We start from the raw sequence: 21,797 nt of genomic DNA on the forward strand, positions 1-21,797 counted from the left end.
AAACCATGACAACAACGGCTGATCGCGCTGACAACTGATAACTGACAGCTAACTATGGCCCACATCGAAATCGACGGCAGACAGGTAGAAGTAAAAGACGGCAGCACCGTAATGGATGCGGCACGTCAGGCGGGAATTTATATTCCGCACTTCTGCTATCACAAGAAACTGTCCATCGCCGCCAATTGCCGCATGTGCCTGGTGCAGGTGGAGAAGGCCCCCAAGCCCTTGCCAGCCTGTGCGACACCAGTGACCGATGGCATGAAAGTGTTCACGCGTTCAGAGTCTGCTATCCGTGCGCAAAAAGGGGTGATGGAGTTTTTGCTCATCAACCACCCGCTGGATTGCCCGATCTGCGATCAGGGCGGTGAATGCCAGTTGCAGGATCTGGCCGTCGGCTACGGCGAGGTGGCATCGCGTTACCAGGAAGAGAAACGGGTAGTCAGCAACAAGGAACTGGGGCCGCTGATTTCCACCGACATGACGCGCTGTATCCACTGTACCCGCTGCGTACGCTTCGGCCAGGAAATCGCCGGCATCATGGAACTGGGCCAGGCGGGACGCGGCGAACATTCCGAAATCATGCCGTTCGTCGAGCGCACGGTGAATTCCGAACTATCCGGCAACATGATCGATCTGTGCCCAGTGGGCGCATTGACCAGCAAGCCGTTCCGTTACTCCGCCCGCTCCTGGGAGTTGACCCGGCGCGCTTCGGTCAGCCCGCACGACAGCCTCGGCGCCAATCTGGCTGTGCAGGTCAAGGGCAACCGCGTCTATCGCGTCGTGCCGCGCGAGAATGAAGCCGTCAACGAGTGCTGGCTGTCCGACAAGGATCGTTTTTCCTACGAAGGCCTGAACTCCGCGCAGCGCCTCACGCAACCCATGATGAAACGTCATGGTGAATGGCAGGAATGCAGCTGGCAGACCGCGCTGGAGTATGTGGCGAATGGCCTGAAACGCATTCGCGACGATCATGGCGCCGCCCAGATCGGCGCGCTTGCGACGCCGCACAGCACGCTGGAAGAGCTTTATCTGCTGCAGAAATTCATGCGCGGGATCGGCAGCGGCAACGTGGATCACCGCACACGCCAGTCCGATTTTCGTCTCGATGGCGCCCTGCAGGGCGCGCCATGGCTCGGTCAGAGCATTGCTGTGCTGGCGGAAGTGAAGAGCGCGCTGGTCATCGGCAGCACGCTGCGCAAGGATCACCCGCTACTCGCACAACGCCTGCGTCAGGCGGTCAAAGCGGGCGCCGAGTTGAACCTGGTGAATCCGGTGGACGACGACCTGCTCACCAAAGTGGCCAACAAGCTGATCGTGGCCCCTAACGACCTGGTCAATGCCTTGTCCCAAGTGCTGAAAGCACTGGCAGAACTTAAGCAGACTGCAGTTCCCCAAGCGCTGGCAGGGGTGAGCGTGTCCTCCGCGGCGACGGCCATGGCCGCCAGCCTGTCGGCCGCTCCGACTGCCACGGTGTTGCTGGGCAATCTGGCGCAGCACCATCCGCGTTACAGCGAACTGCATGGCTTGGCACAGGAAATTGCGCGTCTGTCAGGCGCCACCCTGGGTGTACTGGGTGAAGCCGCCAACAGCGTCGGCGCCTGTCTTGCCGGAGCTGTCCCTTATGCCGGTCCGCTGGGCAAGGACGTCAGCGCCGGCATGAATGCTGCGGAGATGCTGGCTACACCACGTCTGGCCTATGTTCTGCTGAATACCGAAATCGAACTCGATAGCCATGATCCGCAACAGGCCATGCAAGCGATGGAACATGCGGAACTGGTGGTGGCGTTAAGCGCTTACCGCCATCAGGCGCTGAATTACGCCGATGTGCTGCTGCCGATTGCACCGTTTACAGAAACGTCCGGTACCTTCATCAATACCGAGGGCCGGGCGCAAAGTTTCAACGCCGTGGTCAAGCCACAGGGCGACGCCCGCCCGGCATGGAAAGTGATGCGCGTGCTGGGGAACATGTTCAATCTCAACGGCTTCGATTACAACAGTTCGGAAGATGTGCGCGCTGAAATTCTTGCTGCCGGCGCGACGTCCCTGCATGAGGCGTGTAACAACCAGTTGCAGAGTGTTGTGCTGGGCGATGCGGCGGTCGCTGTTGCGAGCGGCGTGCAACGCATTGCCGAAGTGCCGATTTACCAGGCCGATGCCGTGGTGCGGCGCGCCGATTCCCTGCAATGCAGCCATGACGGCGCAGCGCCGGATGCCGTCATGAACGGCGCCCTGCTGCGACAACTGCAAGTGGAGGACGGGGCAATGGTGGTGGTGCACCAGGGTGGCGGCAGCGCCGTGATGCGCGCCAGACGCGACGACACATTGCCTTTGGGTTGCGCTAGGGTCGCCGTAGGGCACCCCCTGACAGCCGCCCTGGGTTCGATGTTTGGCGAAATTGTGGTAGAGAAGGCCTGATCGATGGAATTTTTTCAATCCTTGCTGGGGCCTTTCTGGCCGATCATCTGGACGCTGGTGAAGATCGTCGTCATCGTCGGACCGCTGCTTCTGGGTGTGGCCTATGTCACCTACGCCGAGCGCAAGGTGATCGGTTACATGCAGGTGCGCATCGGACCCAACCGGGTAGGCCCCTTGGGGCTGCTGCAGCCGATCGCGGACGGTCTGAAGCTGATGATGAAGGAAATCATCATTCCCAGCGGCGCCAACAAGAAGCTTTTTCTGCTCGCACCCGTCATGTGCATGGCGCCGGCCCTGGTCGCCTGGGCCGTGATTCCGTTCACCCCGGAACTGGTCCTGGCCAACATCGATGCCAGTCTGCTGTTCATCATGGCCATTACTTCCATGGGCGTGTATGGCGTGGTGCTCGCGGGCTGGTCCTCCAATTCCAAGTATCCTTTCCTCGGCGCAATGCGTTCCGCAGCACAGATCGTGTCGTATGAGATCGCCATGGGTTTCGCCCTGGTCGGCGTGTTGATGGCCGCGCAGAGCCTGAACCTGGTCGAGATCGTCAAAGCCCAGCAGGGGGTGTCATTCTTCAGCTGGTACTGGTTGCCGCTGTTCCCCATGTTCCTGGTATACCTGATTTCATCGGTCGCGGAGATCAACCGCGCGCCGTTCGACGTGGCTGAGGGCGAATCCGAAATCGTCGGTTTCCATGCCGAATATTCAGGCATGGCATTTGCCGTGTTCTTTCTCGCCGAATACGCCAACATGATTTTGGTGGCGACCCTGTCTGCGCTGTTGTTCCTCGGTGGCTGGCTACCCTTGTTCGATTTCGCGCCGTTCACCTGGATTCCCGGTTTCTTCTGGCTGATGGCCAAGATATGTTTCGTGCTGTTCCTGTTCCTGTGGTTCCGGGCGACCTTCCCCCGTTACCGCTACGACCAGATCATGCGCCTGGGCTGGAAAGTGTTCATTCCGGTGACGCTGGTATGGCTGCTGTTTATCGGCGGCATGATGCAGACCCCGCTGGGTTATTTGTTCCACTGAGCATGTAGATATGATGAACCGCCTTAATGCATTCTTCAAAAGTCTGCTCCTGATCGAACTGCTCAAGGGCATGGCCCTGACCGGACGTTATCTGTTCGCGCGCAAGATCACGGTGCAGTTCCCGGAGGAACGTACTCCCATGTCGCCGCGCTTCCGCGGCCTGCATGCGCTGCGCCGTTATCCCAACGGCGAAGAGCGCTGCATCGCCTGTAAATTGTGCGAGGCGGTATGCCCGGCGCTGGCGATCACCATCGACATGGAAGAACGCGCCGACGGTACGCGCCGTACCACGCGCTACGACATCGACCTGACCAAATGCATTTTCTGCGGTTTTTGCGAAGAGTCCTGCCCGGTCGACTCTATCGTGGAAACGCGAATTTTCGATTACCACGGTGAAAAACGCGGCGATCTGAACTACAACAAGGCCATGCTGCTGGCCGTGGGCGACAAGCATGAAGAACAGATTGCCCGCGACAAGGCTGCAGATGCCCCATACCGTTAATCAAGCAGCGCTAGTCATTTGACAGGATTCGGTTAATGAATTTTGAAACAATAATATTTTATCTCTTTGCGGCGATCCTGGTGTTTGCCGCAGCACGCGTGGTGACCGCGCGTAACCCGGTGCATTCCGCCCTGTTTCTGGTGCTGGCTTTTTTTACCGCTGCCGCCCTGTGGATTACGCTGGAGGCTGAGTTCCTGGCAATCACGCTGGTGCTGGTGTACGTGGGTGCTGTGATGGTGTTGTTCCTGTTCGTGGTGATGATGCTCGATATCAACTACGACCTGCTACGCGAAGGTTTCTGGGAGAATTTTCCCTACGCGCTGACGGTGGCGATATTGATGGGCGCGGAAATGGTACTGGTACTGGCCGGACGCAATTTCTGGGCGAACGGCAACGGCGGCATGCCGAACGCGCATGGCGCGGGTTATAGCAATATCAAGGAATTGGGCCGCCTGATTTATACCGACTACGTCTACCCGTTCGAGATCGCCTCGGTCATTTTGCTGGTGGCGATCGTTGCGGCCATCGCGCTTACGCTGCGCCACCGCAAAGATACCAAATATCAGGACCCGGCCGCACAGATCGCGGTGCGTCGTAACGATCGTTTGCGCATCATCGCGGTTTCGTCGGATAACAAGTTGAAACAACAGGCGGCAGAAGACAGCCCGTCGGCAGAGCAACCTTGAGGAGCCACTGGTGCTGACACTTTCTCATTATCTGGTTCTGGGCGCGATCCTGTTCGCCATCAGCGTGCTGGGGATTTTTCTCAACCGCAAGAACGTCATTGTCATTCTTATGGCGATCGAGTTGATGCTCCTGGCGGTGAACATGAATTTCGTGGCGTTTTCCCATTATCTCCACGATACGGCGGGGCAGATTTTCGTCTTCTTCATTCTCACCGTGGCCGCGGCCGAAGCTGCGATCGGTCTGGCTATTCTGGTGGTGCTGTTCCGCAATCTGAGCACGATCAACGTGCAAGACCTGGATCACTTAAAGGGATAACAGTCGGTATCACGCGTCGATGACTGAAAAACAACATGACTGAAATGCAAAAACTCTATCTGCTCGTGCCACTCGCCCCGTTGGCTGGCGCCTTGATTGCAGGCTTGTTCGGCTGGCTGATCGGACGCGTCCTTTCACACTGGATCACGATCATCGGTGTGGCGATATCTTTTGTCGCGTCGGTCCTGATCTTCCAGGACGTGATGGCGGGACACGTATTCAACGGCAGCGTCTACACCTGGCTGACCTCCGGCGAAACGCGTTTCGAGGTGGGTTTCCTGATCGACCGGCTGTCGGCTTTAATGATGGTGGTGGTGACTTTCGTTTCGCTCATGGTGCATATCTACACCATCGGCTACATGGCGGAAGACCCGGGTTACCAGCGTTTCTTCAGCTACATATCGCTGTTCACCTTCTCCATGCTGATGCTGGTGATGAGCAACAACTTCCTCCAGCTGTTTTTCGGCTGGGAGGCCGTGGGCCTGGTTTCCTACCTGCTGATCGGTTTCTGGTTCACCCGGCCGACGGCGATTTACGCCAATCTCAAGGCTTTTCTGGTCAACCGGGTGGGCGATTTCGGCTTCCTCCTTGGCATCGGCATGGTACTGGCTTACTTCGGCACGCTGGATTACGCCGCCGTGTTTTCCATGGCGCCGGAATTGGCTGGCATGAAGGTAGCCCTGTTGCAGGGGCAAGAGTGGCAGCTGATGTCGGTTATCTGCATCCTGCTGTTTATCGGCGCCATGGGCAAGTCGGCGCAGTTTCCGCTGCATGTCTGGCTGCCTGACTCGATGGAAGGCCCGACACCGATCTCCGCACTGATCCACGCCGCAACCATGGTGACCGCCGGCATCTTCATGGTGGCGCGCATGTCTCCGCTGTTCGAGCTGTCCGAGACCGCGCTGTCCTTCGTTATCGTGATCGGCTCCATCACCGCGCTGTTCATGGCGCTGGTTGCCATCGTGCAGACCGACATCAAGCGCGTGGTGGCATACTCCACCCTGTCGCAGCTGGGCTACATGACCGTGGCGCTGGGCGCCTCCGCTTATTCAGCGGCGATATTCCACCTCATGACCCACGCCTTCTTCAAGGCGGTGCTGTTCCTCGGCGCCGGCTCGGTCATCATCGCCATGCACCACCAGCAAGACATGCGTTACATGGGCGGGCTGCGCAAGTACATGCCGATCACCTACCTGACCATGCTGATCGGCGCGCTTGCCAACGCCGGTCTGCCGCCGTTTGCCGGTTTCTTCTCCAAGGACTCGATTATCGAGGCGGTCGGCCTGTCGACCATTCCTGGAGCAGGCTTCGCCTACCTGGCGATTCTCGCCGGTGTGTTCGTCGGCGGTTTCTACTCTTTCCGCCTGGTGTTCTACACTTTCCACGGCGAGGAACGTTTCCGCCATGCGCCTACTGACGAACATGGCCACCACGACGATCACGGCCACCACGGGCCTGCCGTGCCGCACGAGTCGCCGTGGGTGGTCACCGTACCCTTGCTGTTGCTGGCGATTCCGTCCGTGGCTGCCGGCTGGCTGATCGGGCCGATGCTGTTCGGCGGCTACTTCGGCGATGCCATTTTCATCTCGCACGACCATCATGCCTTGGCGCACATGGCCGAAGAGTTTCATGGTATCGGCGCGATGATGCTGCATTCTCTGACCACCCTGCCTTTCTGGCTTGCCGCAGGTGGCGCGGGAACGGCCTGGTTCCTGTATATCCGCCGTCCGGAGCTGCCCGCGGTGATCAAGGCGAAATTCAGCCTGATTTCCACCATCCTGGAGAAGAAATACGGTTTCGACGCTTTCAACGACTTTTTCTTCGCCGGCGGTGCGCGCCTGGTCGGTCGCAGCTTGTGGCGCGGCGGCGACGTATGGCTGATCGACGGCCTGTTCGTGAATGGCACCGCACGGCTGATCGGCTGGGCCTCCGCGCTGGTCCGTCATGTGCAGTCCGGTTATATTTACCATTATGCGTTCGCCATGATCATCGGCGTGTTCCTGATGATCTCGCTGTTCGTGAGATGATGAGCTACAGAGCAATTTAGGGAAGTTATGAGCGAAGGTTCGACATTGTTAAGCTGGGTTATCTGGTTGCCGATCGTGGCAGGTCTGTTGGTGCTCGCCACGGGCAGCGATCGCAACGCACCCATTGCCCGCATCATTGCGCTGATAGGCGCGCTGGCCGGTTTTGTTATCAGTATCCCCTTGTATACCGGCTTCAACCGGTTGACCAGCGACATGCAATTCGTCGAGTACAAGTCCTGGATTCCGGCATTCAATATCCACTACCACCTCGGTGTGGACGGCATCTCGATGCTGTTCATCCTGCTCACCAGTTTCACCACGCTGCTGGTGGTGATCGCGGGCTGGAAGGTCATCGAGAAGAATGTCGCGCAATACATGGCAGCTTTCCTCATCATGTCCGGTTTGATGAACGGCGTGTTTGCCGCGCTCGACGCGATCCTGTTCTACGTGTTCTGGGAAGCGATGCTGATCCCGATGTTCATCGCCATCGGCGTGTGGGGCGGCCCGAACCGGGTTTATGCCGCGGTCAAGTTCTTTCTCTACACCCTGACCGGCTCCCTGCTGATGCTGGTTGCGCTGATCTACCTGTTCAACAAGTCGGGCGGCAGCTTCAGCATTCTCGATTACCACCGCCTGCCGCTCGGTATCGAAGCGCAAATCCTGATTTTCTTTGCTTTTTTTACCGCTTTCGCTGTCAAGGTACCGATGTGGCCGGTTCATACCTGGTTGCCGGATGCTCACGTGGAAGCGCCCACCGGCGGTTCCGTGGTGCTGGCGGCAATCATGCTGAAAGTCGGCGCCTACGGATTTCTGCGTTTCTCCCTGCCCATCGTGCCCGATGCCAGCCATGCCCTGTCCGGCTTCATGATTACGCTGTCCCTGATCGCAGTGGTTTATATCGGGCTGGTGGCGCTGGCGCAGAGCGACATGAAGAAGCTCATTGCCTACTCATCCATTTCCCATATGGGCTTTGTGACTCTGGGCCTGTTCATCTTCAATGAACTGGGCATGGAGGGCGCCCTGGTGCAGATGGTTTCGCACGGCTTCATTGCCGGTGCGATGTTCCTCTGCGTGGGGGTGATGTACGACCGCATGCATACGCGCAATATTGCCGATTACGGCGGTGTGGCCAACAAAATGCCGATATTCGCGGCTTTCTTCATGCTCTTCGCCATGGCTAATTCCGGTTTGCCGGGTACCAGCGGCTTCGTTGGCGAGTTCATGGTGATCCTGGGCGCCATCAAGGTCAACTTCTGGTATGGATTCCTGGCGGCGACCACCCTGATTTTTGGCGCGGCCTATACGCTGTGGATGTACAAGCGTGTAGTGTTCGGCGCCGTGGCCAATTCCCATGTAGAGCACCTGACCGACATCGGCAGCCGCGAATTCCTGGTGCTGGCGCTTCTGGCGGTGGCCGTGCTGGGTATGGGTCTGTATCCCTTGCCCTTTACCGAAGTGATGCATGCTTCGGTCAACAATCTGCTCACTCACGTGGCGCAAAGCAAGCTGTAAGCGCGAAGCAAGCTATTAAAGAGAGAATGCAATGATCGTTGCCATGCCCAACCTGACCCCCGCCCAGCCGGAAATCTTCGTGCTGGCGATGGTTTCGTTGATTCTAATCGTCGACCTGTTCCTGTCTGCCAAGAACCGGTTCATTACTTATGCCCTGACCCAGCTGACATTGCTCGGTGCGGCCTGGATCACGGTTTCCACGCATACTTCCGTGCCATCCTACACTTTCAGCAACATGTTCGTGGACGACGCCATGAGCGACGTGCTCAAGCTGATGAGCTATATCGCTGTCTCCGTGGTGCTGGTTTATTCGCGCAGCTATATCTACCTGCGCGGCATGTTCCGTGGCGAATTCTTTGCCCTGGCGCTGTTTGCCTTGCTGGGTATGATGGTGATGATTTCCGCCAATCACTTCCTGGTGCTTTACATGGGGCTGGAACTGATGTCCTTGAGCCTTTACGCCATGGTTGCGCTGAATCGCGATTCTGCCTTGGCGACAGAGGCAGCCATGAAGTATTTCGTGCTGGGCGCACTGGCTTCCGGCTTGCTGCTGTATGGCATGTCCATGCTCTATGGCGCGACCGGCAGCCTGAACGTCAACCAGGTGGCGACCGTGATTCAGCATACCAGCGGCAACCATGTGGTGCTGACCTTCGGACTGGTGTTCATCGTCGCCGGCCTGGCATTCAAGCTTGGCGTAGTGCCGTTCCACATGTGGATTCCGGACGTTTACCAGGGCGCGCCGACCGCGGTGACGCTGTTTATCGGTTCCGCTCCGAAGATCGCCGCGTTTGCCTTCGTCATGCGTCTGCTGGTTGAAGGCCTGCATGGTCTGGTGCAAGACTGGCAGGGCATGCTGATCATCATGTCCCTGCTCTCCATGGCGATCGGTAATGTGATCGCCATCGCCCAGACCAACATCAAGCGCATGCTGGCGTATTCGACCATTTCCCACATGGGCTTCCTGTTGCTCGGGATACTATCCGGCACGCTGGACGGTTACAGTTCGTCCATGTTTTACGTCCTGGTCTATGTGCTGATGAGCATGGGCGGTTTCGGCATGATCATGCTGCTTTCACGCAAAGGTTTCGAAGCGGAAAACCTCGACGATTTCAAGGGGCTTAATCAACGTAGCCCCTGGTACGCTTTCGTGATGCTGCTGCTGATGTTTTCCATGGCAGGCGTGCCGCCGACGGTCGGATTCTACGCCAAGCTGTCGGTGCTTCAGGCTGCCCTGCAGGCAGGATTCGTCTGGGTGGTGGTGGCCGCCGTGCTGTTCTCGGTGATCGGCGCGTTCTACTACCTGCGCATCATTAAACTGATGTATTTCGATGCGCCGCTGGATGATACGCCGCTCAAGCCCGAAGGCGACATGGCCATGCTCATGAGCAGCAACGGATTCGCCGTACTGGCCCTTGGCCTCCTACCGCAGCCGCTGATGGCGCTGTGTGCCTATGCGATCCAGCGCTCCCTGCTGTGACGCCCGGAACCACGATACTTCTGCTCCTTACCCTGACTGCGGCGAACCTGCCGTTCCTGGCCGATCGCCTGCTGTTCGTCATTCCGCTCGGCCGTGGTAAACATTTCGGCTGGCACTTGCTGGAACTGGTCATTCTCTACTTCGTGGTGGGCGGGGCGAGCATGATGCTCGAAACGCAACTGGGACCGCGCCATGCGCAGGGCTGGGAGTTCTACGCTGTCACAGGCTGCCTGTTCCTGGTGTTCGCCTTCCCCGGATTCGCCTACCGCTACCTGTGGCGGCAACGCTAAGAAGCGTTTCCCTGTCTGATCGCCTGCAGCGCAAGAACATCAAAAACTGAAATGGCAGCCGACGACCTCACCGAGACACCGCTTTCTTCCCGCAGCGTTTACCGCGGCGGCTTGTTGCATGTAATGGAAGACCGTGTCGAGCTGCCTAATGGCCGCCAGGCGACGCGCGAATACATCCTGCATCCTGGCGCCGTGGTGGTCATTCCCCTGTTGGCAAGCGGCGAAGTCGTCCTGGAACGCCAGTTTCGCTACCCGTTGCGGCGCGATATGGTCGAATTGCCGGCCGGCAAGATCGATCCGGGCGAGCCGCCGCTGGTCTGCGGGCAGCGTGAACTGCTGGAGGAAACCGGCTATGTCGCGCAGAAATGGCGCTTCGTCGCGACCATCCATCCCTGCATCGGCTATTCCGACGAAACCATGAGCCTGTATCTGGCCGAGGAACTGACACCCGGGGCCCACAACCGCGATGGCGACGAGTTCCTGGAAATATTCACCCTCCCGCTGGCGGAGGCGCTTGAATGGGTGCGTGACGGCCGGATTACCGATGTAAAAACGGTGATTGGTCTGTTCTGGGCGGAGAAAATTTCTCAGGGCTGGCAGCCGCCAGAATGTGCATCCCCGTAAAACGCTTAGCCCCTTCTTTTGCTTGATCTTTGACCGCCGTGTGCGCAGAATCAGCCCATGACCGAAACCCAAGTCCAAACCTGCATCGCTTCCGTCGCCGGAGAGAATACGGTGCGCTGTCGCGGACTCTGGGTAATGCCTTACATCAATGAAGTGCAACGCGTCCTGGCGGAATTGACCTGGCCGGCGGGAGAGAGCGTGACCATCGACTGCGCCCAGGTGGAAAGGATGGATACCGCCGGCGCCTGGTTGCTGTATCGCACGCGGCACACGCTGGAACGTGCTGGGAAGACGCTTACGCTGGTCGGGTTGAAGCCTGAATTTTCCGCACTCCTCGCCATGGTCGAAGCGCGCGGTGCCGAGGCATCTGTAGTCACTCCCCCGGCCTTCGGCTGGCTCGAACAGCTGGGACACAATTTTATCGGCCACCTGCGCCAGGCCAACGGCATGCTGGCGTTCATCGGCGAGGCGGCCATTGCAGCGCTACGGCTCCTTGCCCAGCCTGGCCGCTTTCGGCCGCGTCCATTGCTCTACAACATTCAGGAGGCGGGCTTCAAGGCCATGCCGATCGTCGGCCTGCTGTCGTTCCTGATGGGGGTGGTCGTTTCTTACCAGGGCGCTGAGCAGCTGGCGCGCTACGGCGCGAGCATTTTCGTCGCCGACCTGGTCGGGTTGTCCATGTTGCGCGAAATGGCGCCGCTGCTTACCGCCATCATCGTGGCGGGGCGCTCGGGGTCGGCGTACACGGCCCAGATCGGCACCATGAAGGTGACCGAGGAAATCGATGCCATGCGTACCATCGGCATCGCGCCTATGGACTTTCTGGTGTTGCCCAAGATTTTTGCCTTAATGGTGGCAGTGCCGTTGTTGACGGTGTACGCCGATGCCATGGGCGTGCTCGGCGGCATGGTGATGGCCAAAAGCCTGTTGGGCATCAGCTTCGGGGAATTCGTCGATCGGCTCGACGAAGCCGTCAGCCTGTCTTCCTACCTCGTCGGTATCGGCAAGGCGCTGGTGTTTGCGACGATAGTCGGCCTGGTGGGCTGCTTCCAGGGATTCCAGGTAAGCGGCAGCGCCGACAGCGTCGGCCAGCAGACAACCGTCAGCGTGGTGCAGGCGATCTTTCTGGTGATCGTCGTGGATGCGGTGTTTTCCGTGCTTTTCAGCTGGCTGAACATCTGATGGCGAATGACCCCATCGTCGAGGTGAGCAACATCTATACGCGTTTCGGCGCTGCCGTGGTGCACGAGAATGTCAGCCTCAGCGTGCAGCGAGGCGAGATTTTCGCGCTGGCTGGCGGCAGCGGTTGCGGCAAATCCACGCTGCTGCGCGAAATCATCGCGTTGCAGCCGCCCATCTCCGGTTCGATCAAGGTGTTCGGCCAGGAAGTGCTGGGCCTGGACGATGAAGCGGCACTGCCGCTGCGCCGCCGCTGGGGTGTAATGTTCGAGCGCGGGGCGTTGTTCAGTTCTCTTACGGTGCTTGAGAATGTCGCCTTGCCGCTGCGCGAGCACACCGATCTGGAGCGTGGCCTGATCGATGAAATCGCCGCGCTGAAAATCGCGCTCACCGGTCTGCCGTCCAGCGCCGGCGCGAAGTTTCCTAACGAGCTTTCCGGCGGCATGCGCAAACGCGCCGCGCTGGCGCGTGCTCTGGCGCTCGAGCCTGAGCTGGTATTCCTCGACGAACCCACCGCCGGGCTTGACCCGTTAAGTGCCAGCGGCTTCGACAAACTTGTGAAAAACTTGAAAGAATCGCTCGGCTTGACCATCATGATGGTCACGCATGACCTCGACCTGCTGTGGCAGGTCGCGGACAGGGTGGCGGTACTGGGCGAAAACCGGGTGCTGGGCATCGGCACCATGGACGAGTTGTCGCAGGCAGAGCACCCCATCATCCGGGAATATTTTTATGGCACGCGCGGCCGCGCCGCACGGGAACAGACGTGGAAACAAAAGTAAACTACACCATCGTTGGGCTGTTTGTGGTCCTGCTCTTCACGGCACTGGTGGCGGGCATTCTATGGCTTAGCGGCAGCGCCGAATACCGCAAGACATACGACATCTACTTGGCTTATATGAACGAATCGGTCTCCGGACTCAACCTCAATGCCCCGGTCAAATACCGCGGCGTCGAGGTGGGCCGGGTGAAAAAGATTTCCCTCGATCGGGGCGAGCGGGTGCGCCTTGAATTGCAGATCGAACGCGGTACGCCGATCAAGGAGAACACCATAGCCGTGCTGCGGGTGCAGGGCCTGACCGGGATTGCCCAGGTCGAACTCGCCGGCAACAATCGCGATGCGCCGCCACTGCAGGCAAAGCCCGGCGAAGAGTACCCGGTGATCAGAACTGGTCCGTCCCTGCTGACGCGCATGGATACGGCAGTGACCGACTTGCTCTCCAGTCTCAACCGCGTTTCCAACAGCATCAACGGCGTCCTCGACTCGGAGAACAGGCGCAATTTCAAGAAACTGGTGGCCGACTTGGCAATGCTTTCCGATACCCTGGCGGCGCGCAAGGGTTCTATCGACACCACTTTGCAGGGGATGGCGCGCACTGCGGACAACACGGCCAAGGCCAGCGCCGAGCTGCCGCGTCTGATGGAGCGCATGGCGAAGAGTGCGGAGGCGCTGGAAAAAATGGCGGACAATGCTTCGCGCGCCAGCGCATCGGTGCGCAAAACCATGGGCGGCGTGGATGGCGGCGTGATCCAGCTAACGGACAGGGTAGTGCCGGAGCTGGACCAGACTCTGAGGGAAATGCGAGAGCTGAGTGCCTCGTTCAAGCGTCTAAGCGAGGAAGTGGGACGCAATCCGAATATGCTGTTGCTGGGCAAGCAGCCTGCCGCGCCCGGACCGGGGGAATAGGGGAGTGCGAATGAAGTGGATGCGGGTAATTATCGTGGGTGCTATATGGGCGGCGATTGCCGGGTGCAGTGCGCTGCCGCCGGTGCGACAGGAGCAGGCCAACACCTTTGCCCTGGAGGCGCGGGTCGATCGCAGCGCTGCAGTGCCGTCGCGCGATGCCCCGAATCTGGTGGTGAGTCTTGCGCATGCCCGACCGGGATTCGATAGTCTGCGTATGGTCTATGTCAGGACGCCCCACGAACTGGAATACTTCGCTAAAAATCAATGGGTCGATACCCCGGCACGGATGTTGACACCGCTGCTGATCCAGGCCGCGGAGTCCAGCGGTGCTTTCGGCGCTGTGGTTGCGCCCAGCAGCGGGGTGGCGGCGCAGTGGCGGCTGGAGAGCGAAATCGTACGCCTGCAGCAGGAATTCATGGGGGTGCCGAGCCAGGTGCATTTAATCTTGCGTGTCCAGTTGATCGATGTCGCGGCCAGGAAAGTGCTGGCGGCACGTGAATTCGATGTGACTGAAAAAGCGCCGAGCGAAGATCCCTACGGCGGCGTGGTTGCCTCCAACCGTGCCGTGCGCCGTGTGCTGGACGAAGTGAAAGCGTTTTGCGCCGCTCAGGTTAAAGTCCCGTAGTTATTGCAATAGGGCGGATAGACTCAGCGCCGTCCGCCGAGGATCGACCCCAGCACGCCGCGAATGATCTGGCGCCCCAGTTGCGAACCGATGGCGCGGGCGGCGCTCTTGAGCGCGGTTTCCGCCACACCCTGGCGACTGCCGCGACTGCCGCCACCCAACATGTCGCCGAGACCGCCGAGCCAGCCGCCGCCTTCAGCGGGTGGGTTTTCTGGTTGTCCGGGAGTTTGCTTGGTGGAGGCGGCGTTCTGTTCCGCCCGTCCCTTGAGTTTCTCGTAGGCCGATTCACGATCTACCACCTGCTCGTAGTGGCCGTATAGCACCGACTGCCTGATGATGGACTGACGCTGCTCCGGGGTGATGGGGCCGAGCTGGCTGTGCGGCGGTGCGATCAGCGCGCGTTCCACCGGCATGGGCCGGCCTTTTTCATCGAGCAGCGAAACCAGCGCCTCGCCTACACCCAGCTCGGTGATGGCGGCTTCCACGTCCAGCCCTGGATTGGGGCGGAAAGTTTCCGCGGCGGCGCGCACCGCTTTCTGGTCGCGCGGCGTGAAGGCGCGCAAGGCGTGCTGAACGCGGTTGCCGAGCTGCCCCAGCACCTGGTCGGGGATGTCGAGCGGATTCTGGCTGACGAAGTAAACGCCCACCCCCTTGGAGCGGATCAGGCGCACCACCTGCTCGATCTTGTCCTGCAGCGCCTGGGGTGCGTCGTTGAACAGCAGATGGGCCTCGTCGAAAAAGAACACCAGCCTGGGCTTGTCCACATCGCCCACCTCGGGCAGCTGCTCGAACAGCTCGGACAGCAGCCACAGCAGGAAAGTGGCGTAGATCTTGGGCGAGTTCATCAGCTTGTCGGCGGCGAGGATGTTGACCACGCCGCGACCCTGTGCGTCGGTTTGCAGCAGGTCGTCGAGGTTCAGGGCCGGCTCGCCGAACAGTTGTTCTCCGCCTTCCGTCTCGAGCCCGACCAGACCGCGCTGGATGGCGCCGATGCTGGCGGCGGAGACGTTGCCGTACTCGGTGGTGAAGGTTTTGGCGTTGTCGCCCACATGCTGCAGCATCGCCCGCAGGTCCTTGAGGTCGAGCAGCAGCAGGCCGTTGTCGTCGGCAATCTTGAACACCAGGTTCAGCACCCCGCCCTGGGTGTCGTTCAGGTTCAGCATGCGCGACAGCAGCAGCGGACCCATTTCGGATACGGTGGCGCGCACCGGGTGCCCCTGCGCGCCGAAGACATCCCAGAATGCGACCGGGCAGCCTTCGAAGGCAAAGTCGGTAAGCGCTAACTTGGCTACGCGTTCCATGATTTTGGGCTTTTCGGTGCCGGGCTGGCTGATGCCGGAGAGATCGCCCTTGACGTCGGCCATGAATACCGGCACGCCGATGCGGCTGAAATGCTCCGCCATCACCTGCAGCGACACGGTCTTGCCGCTACCGGTGGCGCCCGAGATCAGGCCGTGACGGTTGGCGAGCTGGGGCAGCAGGAAGAGTTCGTGGGCATCGTTTTTGGCGATCAGCAGGGGTGGCGTCATCGGGTGCTCCGGCTTTGATTAAAGGGTAGGCGAAATGGTAACATTACGCCTGTTAAAAACAGTACATCGAGATTGAGGAAGTCATGGCCGGTCACAGCAAATGGGCAAATATCCAGCATCGAAAAGGACGCCAGGACGAGAAGCGAGGCAAGGTTTTTTCGCGACTCTCCAAGGAGATCACCGTTGCCGCCAAAATGGGCGGTGGCGACTTCAACTTCAACCCGCGTTTGCGGCTGGCCATCGACAAAGCCAAGGAAGTGAACATGCCGGCCGACAACATCGACCGTGCCGTCAAGAAGGGCACGGGCGAACTGGAAGGCGTGAACTACGAAGAAATTCGTTACGAGGGTTATGGCATCGGCGGAGCCTCGGTGATCGTGGATTGTCTGACCGACAACCGTACCCGCACCGTGGCCGACGTACGCCACGCCTTTTCCAAGTTCGGCGGCAACCTCGGTACCGACGGCTCGGTGGCGTTCATGTTCAAGCACTGCGGCCAGATCATTTTTGCGCCCGGCACGAGCGAGGACCAGGTGATGGAAGCCGCGCTGGAAGCGGGCGCGGAGGACGTGCTGAGCAATGACGACGGCAGCGTTGAAGTGATCACTTCCCCCGGCGATTTCATGGCGGTAAAGGATGCGCTGGAAAAGGCCGGGCTCAAGGCCGAGGTCGCCGAAGTGACCATGAAGCCGGACAACGAGACGGTGTTCGCCGGCGACGAGGCGGTGAAGATGCAGAAGCTGCTGGATGCCCTGGAAAACCTCGATGACGTTCAGGAAATCTATACCTCCGCCGTCATCGAAGAATAGCGGAGTACGAAATCCTCATCCTTGGTATTGATCCGGGCTTGCGCATCACCGGCTTTGGAGTCGTCGCCAAGGACGGGAACCGTCTGGACTATGTCGCCAGCGGCTGCATCAAAACCGCCGACGGCGAACTGCCGCAACGTCTCAAGACCATACTCGATTCCATCGGCGAAGTGATCGCCACTTACCGGCCGGATCAGGCCGCCATCGAAAAAGTGTTCGTCAACGTCAACCCGCAATCCACGCTGCTGCTGGGGCAGGCGCGCGGCGCCGCGATCTGCGCCTTGGTGGCGCAGAATTTGCCGGTGGCGGAGTACACTGCGCTGCAAGTGAAACAGGCGGTGGTGGGCAACGGCCACGCCAAGAAAGAACAGGTGCAGGACATGGTGCGCCGTCTCCTCAAATTGGAGGGTGTCCCCCAGGCCGATGCGGCGGACGCGCTGGCGTGCGCCATCTGTCATGCACATGGCGGACAGGGGCTGGGAAATCTGGCGACAGCGGGTTACCGCGTGAAAAATGGGAGACTGGTGTGATCGGAAGATTGAGCGGCAAACTGCTGGAAAAACATCCACCGCAAATCCTGCTCGACGTGCAGGGTGTGGGCTATGAGGTGGACGTGCCCATGAGCACGTTCTACAACCTCCCTGCGCTGGGAGAGAGCGTGACTTTGCATACCCAGCTGATCGTGCGCGAGGACGCGCACCTGCTGTACGGCTTTGCCAGTGACGAGGAACGTCAGACATTCCGCCGCCTGCTCAAGATCACCGGTGTCGGAGCCAAACTGGCACTGACCATCCTTAGCGGCATGAGCGTGGGCGAGCTGGCGCAGGCGGTGGTGGCGCAGGATGCGGGGCGGCTGACCAGAATTCCCGGTATCGGCAAGAAAACCGCCGAGCGCCTGCTGCTGGAACTCAAGGACAAGCTGGAAGGAATTACGGCTTCCGGTGTGCCGCTGTCGAGCGTGGCAGCCGGCAGCAGCGACATCCTCAATGCGTTGCAGGCGCTGGGCTATAATGACAAGGAAGCAAGCTGGGCGGTGAAGCAACTCCCGGCCGACGCCGGCGTGACTGACGGCATCCGTCAGGCGCTGAAGTTGTTGTCCAAAGGCTGAACTCAAGGAGGTCAGGGATGAATACCGCCGAACAGATTTTCGAGCAAGTGAAGGCCCTCCCCGAACCGATGGCCCGGGAGGTGCTGGATTTTGTCGGCTTTCTCAAAGAGAAGCAGGAGCATTTGAGGATCAAGGATCTGGTGGAAGCTCAGGCCGGAAGCATGAAGGAAATTTGGGACAACGAAGCCGATGAGGCGTGGAATGAAGCATGAAGCCGGGCGCGTGGTTCTGATCCCGTTTCCATTTTCCGATCCGAAGAGTCAGAAAAAGCGTCCTGTGTTGATGCTTACGGCCCCGGATGGTTTTGGGGATTTTATCGCTCTTGCCATTACTTCCAAGGGCTATCATGCCAATGCGGTGACCCTGGTGCAGGATGATATGGAAGAGGGCGTCTTGCCAAAGCCGAGCTGGATCAGGACTGACAAGGTGTTCACTCTTTCCCACGATTTTATTGTCAGCATGGTAGGGCGGGTGTCCGGAAAAGTGGTGGAACAAGCAGTCATGGGATTGTGCAACAAGGTCTCTGCATGATCGAAACCGACAACCTCAAGGCGGCAAGCCGTCTGATTTCCCCTTCCCATGCTTCCCCCCAGGAAGAGGCACTGGAGCGGGCTCTGCGCCCCAAGTTGCTGGACGAGTACGTGGGGCAGGAAAAGGCGCGCGGGCAGCTGGAGATTTTCATCCAGGCGGCGCGGATGCGCGCCGAGGCGCTCGACCATGTGCTGCTGTTCGGCCCTCCCGGGCTGGGCAAGACCACGCTGGCCCACATCATCGCGCGCGAAATGGGCGTCAACCTGCGTTCGACTTCCGGTCCGGTGCTGGAGCGACCGGGCGACCTGGCGGCGCTGCTGACCAATCTCGAACCCAACGACGTGCTGTTCATCGATGAGATACATCGCCTTTCGCCGGTGGTGGAGGAAATTCTTTACCCGGCGCTGGAAGATTACCAGCTCGACATCATGATCGGCGAAGGACCGGCGGCGCGTTCGGTGAAGCTGGAACTGCCGCCTTTCACCCTGGTCGGCGCCACCACCCGTGCCGGTATGCTGACCAATCCGTTGCGCGACCGTTTCGGCATCGTGGCGCGGCTGGAGTTCTATACCCACGAAGAACTCAAACGCATCGTTACGCGTTCGGCGGGGCTGGTGAGCGTGGAGTTGTCAGAGGAAGGCGCGTTCGAAATCGCGCGCCGTTCGCGCGGCACGCCGCGCATCGCCAACCGCCTGCTGCGCCGGGTGCGGGATTTCGCCGAAGTCAAAGCGCAGGGCCATGTTACCCGGGAAGTGGCGGATGCCGCCCTGACCATGCTGGACGTGGATTCCCTCGGGCTGGACATGATGGATCGCGTGCTGTTGCTGGCGGTGCTGGAGAAATTCGGCGGCGGCCCGGTGGGCGTGGACAACCTGGCGGCGGCCATCGGCGAGGAGCGCGACACCATCGAGGACGTGCTGGAGCCGTACCTGATCCAGCAGGGCTACCTGATGCGCACCCCGCGCGGCCGGGTGGCGACGCCGAGTGCTTATCAGCATTTCGGCCTGAAACGTCCGGAAGGCAGCCGCAGCGGGGAGTTGTGGGGGCAATGAAAGCAATGTGTAAGCCCGATATGCGAGAATGCCGCGCACGTGAAATCTGAGATTTTTTCATGGCCGGTGCGGGTCTATTACGAGGATACCGACTCGGGCGGGGTGGTGTATTACGCCAATTACCTCAAGTTCATGGAGCGCGCACGGACCGAATGGCTGCGCGCCCACGGCTTTGCGCAGAGCGAGTTGGCACGCGAGCATGGCGTCATTTTCGTGGTGCGCGACGTGCATATCACTTACCGGCGCCCGGCAGTGTTCGACGACTTGCTGCAGGTAAGCGTGAGCGTCCATGCCACGGGCCGCAGCTGGATCGAATTCACCCAGACTGTGGAACGGGTTAACGAAATCTTGACACATGCTAGTGTTAAAATCGTGTGTGTGAACCAATTGTCATTCAAACCGGTGGAAATTCCTGAGATCATTCGGGAAAAAATGGAAAGCAGAACGTGAACGTAACGCAGGATTTATCTTTTCTGGGACTCATCACCAACGCCAGCGTGGTGGTGCAGCTGGTGATGCTGGGATTGTTGCTGGCCTCCTTCATGTCATGGTGGTACATCTTCCGCAAGATGTTCACCATCAACGTCGCGAAGCAGATGACCGACAAGTTCGAACGCGATTTCTGGAGCGGGCAGGATCTCAACGCGCTGTACCAGAAAACCTCCAGCCGCGATTCGAGCGGCATGGAAATGATTTTCGACGGCGGCTTCAAGGAATTTCTCAAGCTGCGCAAACAGACCGGCATGGATGTCAGCGTGGTGATGGAAAGCACGCGCCGCGCCATGCGGGCGGCCTACCACCGCGAGCTGGACCTGCTCGAGTCGCACCTGCCGTTCCTCGCCACGGTCGGCTCGGTCAGCCCTTATGTCGGGCTGTTCGGCACCGTTTGGGGCATCATGAACGCGTTCCGCAGTCTCTCCAGCGTGGGGCAGGCAACCCTGGCCCACGTCGCGCCCGGCATTGCGGAGGCGCTGATCGCCACCGCCATGGGGCTGTTCGCCGCCATTCCCGCCGTGATCGCCTACAACCGCTATAGCTCGGAAATCGACCGCCTGGCGACGCGTTTCGACAGTTTCATGGAAGAATTCTCCAACATCCTGCAGCGGCAAGCGAAGTAATGAGCCTCCGCCGTCCGCGCAAGTTGATGAATCAGATCAACGTCGTGCCCTATATCGACGTGATGCTGGTGCTGCTGATCATTTTCATGATCACCGCGCCGCTGGTTAATCCCGGTCAGATCGATCTGCCGCAGGTGGGGCAGTCGCTCAAGCCGCCGGTGGCGCCGCTGCAAATCACCATCAAGGCAGACAAGCGCCTGCTGCTGCGCGACCTCGACAAGGGCCAGAAGGATCAGGAAGTGTCGCGCGAAGAACTGGTACAGGCGGTGAAGGACAAGCAGGAGAACAATCCGGAGCAGTCCGTGGTGATCGCCGGGGACAAGAACGTGCGCTACGAAGAAGTGCTGAGCGTGATGGATATCTTGCAGCAGAATCAGGTCAGGAAAATCGGTCTGCTGGCGAAGCCGAAGGGTCAGTAAATGGTTTTCCGTCGGGAAGAGCCGGGCCAGATGAAGGCGGGAGCACTGGCCTTGCTGGTGCACGCCCTGTTCCTGGGGCTGATGATCTTCGGCGTAAGCTGGCAGAACAAGGAACCGGCGGCAGTCGAAGTGGAGTTGTGGAACTCTTTGCCGAATGTGGAGTCAAATCGGCCGCAACAGCGCCCGACGCCCAAACCGGAGCCTAAACCGGAGCCTAAACCGGAGCCTAAACCGGAGCCGGAGCCCAAGCCCAAGGCGGTGAAACCCGAGCCGCAACCGGAGGCAAAGCCGAGCAAGGCCGAGATCGAGCTCAAGGCCAAGGAGGCGCGGCGCAAGGAAGATGAAAAAAAGAAGCTCAAGGAAGAGGAAATAAAGCAGCAAAAAGAGAAACTCAGGCAGGAACAGGAAAAGCGCGAGCAGGAAAAGAAGCTTCAGCAGGAGACGGCCGAAAAGATGCGCCAGCAGCAGGCCCAGGCCGAGGCGGCCAAGGCGCTCAAGGCTCAGGTGGCGGCGCGAAATGCGGCGTCACAAAGCATGGTGGGCGATTTCAAGAGCCGTATCCAGGCCAAGATCAAGAGCAAGACTATTTTGCCGCCTGACCTGACTGGCAACCCTGCGGCGGAATTCGACGTGACCCTGATGCCAACGGGAGAAGTGCTGAATTTGAAGCTGACGCGCAGCAGCGGTTCCAGCGCCTACGACAGCGCCGTGGAGCGGGCGATATACAAGGCGCAGCCCCTGCCGTTGCCGCCCGACCCGACCTTGTTCGGAGAGTTTCGCGAGCTGCACCTGAAATTCAGGTTGCACGAAGATTGATCGCATGGTGGCTGAAAGCCACGCTGCACAAGGAGTT

The 21,797-nt window shown here is 59.7% G+C and carries 25 protein-coding genes; 24 read left to right on the top strand and 1 reads right to left on the bottom strand.

The annotated features are described in order from the left end of the window. Positions 1–54 precede the first annotated feature (54 nt). From nuoG to SKTS_RS03530, 14 genes are read left to right on the top strand one after another with little or no spacing between them, the layout of a single operon-like run. Complete coding sequence (gene nuoG / locus SKTS_RS03465; RefSeq protein WP_173060376.1) at positions 55–2,418, top strand: NADH-quinone oxidoreductase subunit NuoG; 2,364 nt, start codon at positions 55–57, stop codon at positions 2,416–2,418. A gap of 3 nt (positions 2,419–2,421) precedes the next feature. Beyond that, complete coding sequence (nuoH, locus tag SKTS_RS03470; protein WP_173060379.1) at positions 2,422–3,450, top strand: NADH-quinone oxidoreductase subunit NuoH; 1,029 nt, start codon at positions 2,422–2,424, stop codon at positions 3,448–3,450. Positions 3,451–3,463: 13 nt separating this feature from the next. Further along, positions 3,464–3,952 carry an NADH-quinone oxidoreductase subunit NuoI gene (nuoI, locus tag SKTS_RS03475; RefSeq protein WP_173068891.1) on the top strand — a complete coding sequence of 163 codons (489 nt, stop codon included), beginning with the start codon at positions 3,464–3,466 and terminating at the stop codon, positions 3,950–3,952. 35 nt (positions 3,953–3,987) lie between these two features. Continuing rightward, a complete protein-coding gene (locus SKTS_RS03480; RefSeq protein WP_173060382.1) occupies positions 3,988–4,638 on the top strand; it encodes an NADH-quinone oxidoreductase subunit J in 651 nt (216 codons plus the stop codon). Positions 4,639–4,648: 10 nt separating this feature from the next. Continuing rightward, on the top strand, positions 4,649–4,954 hold the full coding sequence (gene nuoK, locus SKTS_RS03485) for an NADH-quinone oxidoreductase subunit NuoK (RefSeq protein ID WP_173060384.1): 306 nt from the start codon (positions 4,649–4,651) through the stop codon (positions 4,952–4,954). 35 nt (positions 4,955–4,989) lie between these two features. After that, the gene (nuoL, locus tag SKTS_RS03490) at positions 4,990–6,981 is read left to right on the top strand and encodes an NADH-quinone oxidoreductase subunit L (protein WP_173060387.1); all 1,992 of its coding nucleotides are present in this window, start codon (positions 4,990–4,992) and stop codon (positions 6,979–6,981) included. A 27-nt stretch (positions 6,982–7,008) separates the two neighbouring features. Then, positions 7,009–8,493: an NADH-quinone oxidoreductase subunit M gene (locus tag SKTS_RS03495; protein ID WP_173060390.1), complete on the top strand. Its 1,485-nt coding sequence runs from the start codon at positions 7,009–7,011 to the stop codon at positions 8,491–8,493. 31 nt (positions 8,494–8,524) lie between these two features. After that, positions 8,525–9,973 (top strand): NADH-quinone oxidoreductase subunit NuoN, encoded by a 1,449-nt coding sequence (nuoN, locus tag SKTS_RS03500; protein ID WP_173060392.1) that lies wholly within the window; start codon positions 8,525–8,527, stop codon positions 9,971–9,973. Next, on the top strand, positions 9,970–10,263 hold the full coding sequence (locus tag SKTS_RS03505; RefSeq protein WP_173060395.1) for a DUF2818 family protein: 294 nt from the start codon (positions 9,970–9,972) through the stop codon (positions 10,261–10,263). The genes nuoN and SKTS_RS03505 overlap by 4 nt, the downstream gene beginning before the upstream one ends. Before the next feature lie 51 nt (positions 10,264–10,314). Then, positions 10,315–10,887, top strand: coding sequence for an NUDIX domain-containing protein (locus tag SKTS_RS03510; protein ID WP_173060398.1), 573 nt, complete (start codon positions 10,315–10,317; stop codon positions 10,885–10,887). A gap of 57 nt (positions 10,888–10,944) precedes the next feature. Continuing rightward, a complete protein-coding gene (locus tag SKTS_RS03515) occupies positions 10,945–12,069 on the top strand; it encodes an ABC transporter permease (RefSeq protein WP_173060400.1) in 1,125 nt (374 codons plus the stop codon). Beyond that, positions 12,069–12,848 (top strand): ABC transporter ATP-binding protein, encoded by a 780-nt coding sequence (locus SKTS_RS03520; RefSeq protein ID WP_173060402.1) that lies wholly within the window; start codon positions 12,069–12,071, stop codon positions 12,846–12,848. The genes SKTS_RS03515 and SKTS_RS03520 overlap by 1 nt, the downstream gene beginning before the upstream one ends. Further along, entirely contained in the window at positions 12,833–13,753 is a 921-nt protein-coding gene (locus tag SKTS_RS03525) for an MlaD family protein (RefSeq protein ID WP_173060405.1), read from the top strand. Before SKTS_RS03520 ends, SKTS_RS03525 begins: the two co-directional genes overlap by 16 nt. A gap of 10 nt (positions 13,754–13,763) precedes the next feature. Beyond that, positions 13,764–14,378: an ABC-type transport auxiliary lipoprotein family protein gene (locus SKTS_RS03530; RefSeq protein WP_173060408.1), complete on the top strand. Its 615-nt coding sequence runs from the start codon at positions 13,764–13,766 to the stop codon at positions 14,376–14,378. Positions 14,379–14,401: 23 nt separating this feature from the next. Here SKTS_RS03530 and SKTS_RS03535 read toward each other — a convergent pair whose 3' ends face one another. Further along, entirely contained in the window at positions 14,402–15,907 is a 1,506-nt protein-coding gene (locus SKTS_RS03535) for a helicase HerA-like domain-containing protein (protein WP_173060411.1), read from the bottom strand. Positions 15,908–15,990: 83 nt separating this feature from the next. Between SKTS_RS03535 and SKTS_RS03540 the strand changes: the two genes are divergently transcribed. Genes SKTS_RS03540 through tolA form a run of 10 tightly spaced genes read left to right on the top strand, consistent with a single transcriptional unit; the run spans position 15,991 to position 21,760 of the window. After that, the gene (locus tag SKTS_RS03540) at positions 15,991–16,716 is read left to right on the top strand and encodes a YebC/PmpR family DNA-binding transcriptional regulator (protein WP_173060414.1); all 726 of its coding nucleotides are present in this window, start codon (positions 15,991–15,993) and stop codon (positions 16,714–16,716) included. Between the two features lie 11 nt (positions 16,717–16,727). Beyond that, complete coding sequence (ruvC, locus tag SKTS_RS03545) at positions 16,728–17,246, top strand: crossover junction endodeoxyribonuclease RuvC (protein WP_173068894.1); 519 nt, start codon at positions 16,728–16,730, stop codon at positions 17,244–17,246. Further along, positions 17,243–17,824 (top strand): Holliday junction branch migration protein RuvA, encoded by a 582-nt coding sequence (gene ruvA, locus SKTS_RS03550; RefSeq protein ID WP_173060417.1) that lies wholly within the window; start codon positions 17,243–17,245, stop codon positions 17,822–17,824. Before ruvC ends, ruvA begins: the two co-directional genes overlap by 4 nt. A 17-nt stretch (positions 17,825–17,841) precedes the next feature. Further along, positions 17,842–18,036 carry a DUF2281 domain-containing protein gene (locus tag SKTS_RS03555; protein ID WP_173060420.1) on the top strand — a complete coding sequence of 65 codons (195 nt, stop codon included), beginning with the start codon at positions 17,842–17,844 and terminating at the stop codon, positions 18,034–18,036. After that, the gene (locus SKTS_RS03560; RefSeq protein WP_173060423.1) at positions 18,026–18,355 is read left to right on the top strand and encodes a type II toxin-antitoxin system PemK/MazF family toxin; all 330 of its coding nucleotides are present in this window, start codon (positions 18,026–18,028) and stop codon (positions 18,353–18,355) included. Before SKTS_RS03555 ends, SKTS_RS03560 begins: the two co-directional genes overlap by 11 nt. Further along, on the top strand, positions 18,352–19,407 hold the full coding sequence (gene ruvB, locus SKTS_RS03565; protein WP_173060426.1) for a Holliday junction branch migration DNA helicase RuvB: 1,056 nt from the start codon (positions 18,352–18,354) through the stop codon (positions 19,405–19,407). The genes SKTS_RS03560 and ruvB overlap by 4 nt, the downstream gene beginning before the upstream one ends. A 39-nt stretch (positions 19,408–19,446) precedes the next feature. Then, positions 19,447–19,857: a tol-pal system-associated acyl-CoA thioesterase gene (gene ybgC / locus SKTS_RS03570; RefSeq protein WP_173060429.1), complete on the top strand. Its 411-nt coding sequence runs from the start codon at positions 19,447–19,449 to the stop codon at positions 19,855–19,857. Next, entirely contained in the window at positions 19,854–20,525 is a 672-nt protein-coding gene (gene tolQ / locus SKTS_RS03575) for a protein TolQ (protein ID WP_173060431.1), read from the top strand. Before ybgC ends, tolQ begins: the two co-directional genes overlap by 4 nt. Further along, on the top strand, positions 20,525–20,944 hold the full coding sequence (gene tolR, locus SKTS_RS03580; protein WP_173060434.1) for a protein TolR: 420 nt from the start codon (positions 20,525–20,527) through the stop codon (positions 20,942–20,944). Before tolQ ends, tolR begins: the two co-directional genes overlap by 1 nt. Continuing rightward, positions 20,945–21,760 (top strand): cell envelope integrity protein TolA, encoded by an 816-nt coding sequence (gene tolA, locus SKTS_RS03585; RefSeq protein WP_173060437.1) that lies wholly within the window; start codon positions 20,945–20,947, stop codon positions 21,758–21,760. The last annotated feature ends 37 nt before the right edge of the window (positions 21,761–21,797 follow it).

Source organism: Sulfurimicrobium lacus (genome assembly GCF_011764585.1).
Lineage (GTDB): Bacteria > Pseudomonadota > Gammaproteobacteria > Burkholderiales > Sulfuricellaceae > Sulfurimicrobium > Sulfurimicrobium lacus.

Bases quoted from the DNA above. Each gene is read 5' to 3' on its own strand.
- SKTS_RS03495 (WP_173060390.1), top strand. From the start codon at position 7,009: ATGAGCGAAGGTTCGACATTGTTAAGCTGGGTTATCTGGTTGCCGATC.
- SKTS_RS03480 (WP_173060382.1), top strand. From the start codon at position 3,988: ATGAATTTTGAAACAATAATATTTTATCTCTTTGCGGCGATCCTGGTG.
- SKTS_RS03555 (WP_173060420.1), top strand. From the start codon at position 17,842: ATGAATACCGCCGAACAGATTTTCGAGCAAGTGAAGGCCCTCCCCGAA.
- SKTS_RS03510 (WP_173060398.1), top strand. From the start codon at position 10,315: ATGGCAGCCGACGACCTCACCGAGACACCGCTTTCTTCCCGCAGCGTT.
- SKTS_RS03535 (WP_173060411.1), bottom strand. From the start codon at position 15,907: ATGACGCCACCCCTGCTGATCGCCAAAAACGATGCCCACGAACTCTTC.
- nuoL (WP_173060387.1), top strand. From the start codon at position 4,990: ATGACTGAAATGCAAAAACTCTATCTGCTCGTGCCACTCGCCCCGTTG.
- nuoH (WP_173060379.1), top strand. From the start codon at position 2,422: ATGGAATTTTTTCAATCCTTGCTGGGGCCTTTCTGGCCGATCATCTGG.
- nuoN (WP_173060392.1), top strand. From the start codon at position 8,525: ATGATCGTTGCCATGCCCAACCTGACCCCCGCCCAGCCGGAAATCTTC.
- tolA (WP_173060437.1), top strand. From the start codon at position 20,945: ATGGTTTTCCGTCGGGAAGAGCCGGGCCAGATGAAGGCGGGAGCACTG.
- SKTS_RS03530 (WP_173060408.1), top strand. From the start codon at position 13,764: ATGAAGTGGATGCGGGTAATTATCGTGGGTGCTATATGGGCGGCGATT.
- nuoI (WP_173068891.1), top strand. From the start codon at position 3,464: ATGAACCGCCTTAATGCATTCTTCAAAAGTCTGCTCCTGATCGAACTG.
- SKTS_RS03520 (WP_173060402.1), top strand. From the start codon at position 12,069: ATGGCGAATGACCCCATCGTCGAGGTGAGCAACATCTATACGCGTTTC.
- SKTS_RS03515 (WP_173060400.1), top strand. From the start codon at position 10,945: ATGACCGAAACCCAAGTCCAAACCTGCATCGCTTCCGTCGCCGGAGAG.
- tolR (WP_173060434.1), top strand. From the start codon at position 20,525: ATGAGCCTCCGCCGTCCGCGCAAGTTGATGAATCAGATCAACGTCGTG.
- SKTS_RS03540 (WP_173060414.1), top strand. From the start codon at position 15,991: ATGGCCGGTCACAGCAAATGGGCAAATATCCAGCATCGAAAAGGACGC.
- ruvB (WP_173060426.1), top strand. From the start codon at position 18,352: ATGATCGAAACCGACAACCTCAAGGCGGCAAGCCGTCTGATTTCCCCT.
- nuoG (WP_173060376.1), top strand. From the start codon at position 55: ATGGCCCACATCGAAATCGACGGCAGACAGGTAGAAGTAAAAGACGGC.
- SKTS_RS03560 (WP_173060423.1), top strand. From the start codon at position 18,026: ATGAAGCATGAAGCCGGGCGCGTGGTTCTGATCCCGTTTCCATTTTCC.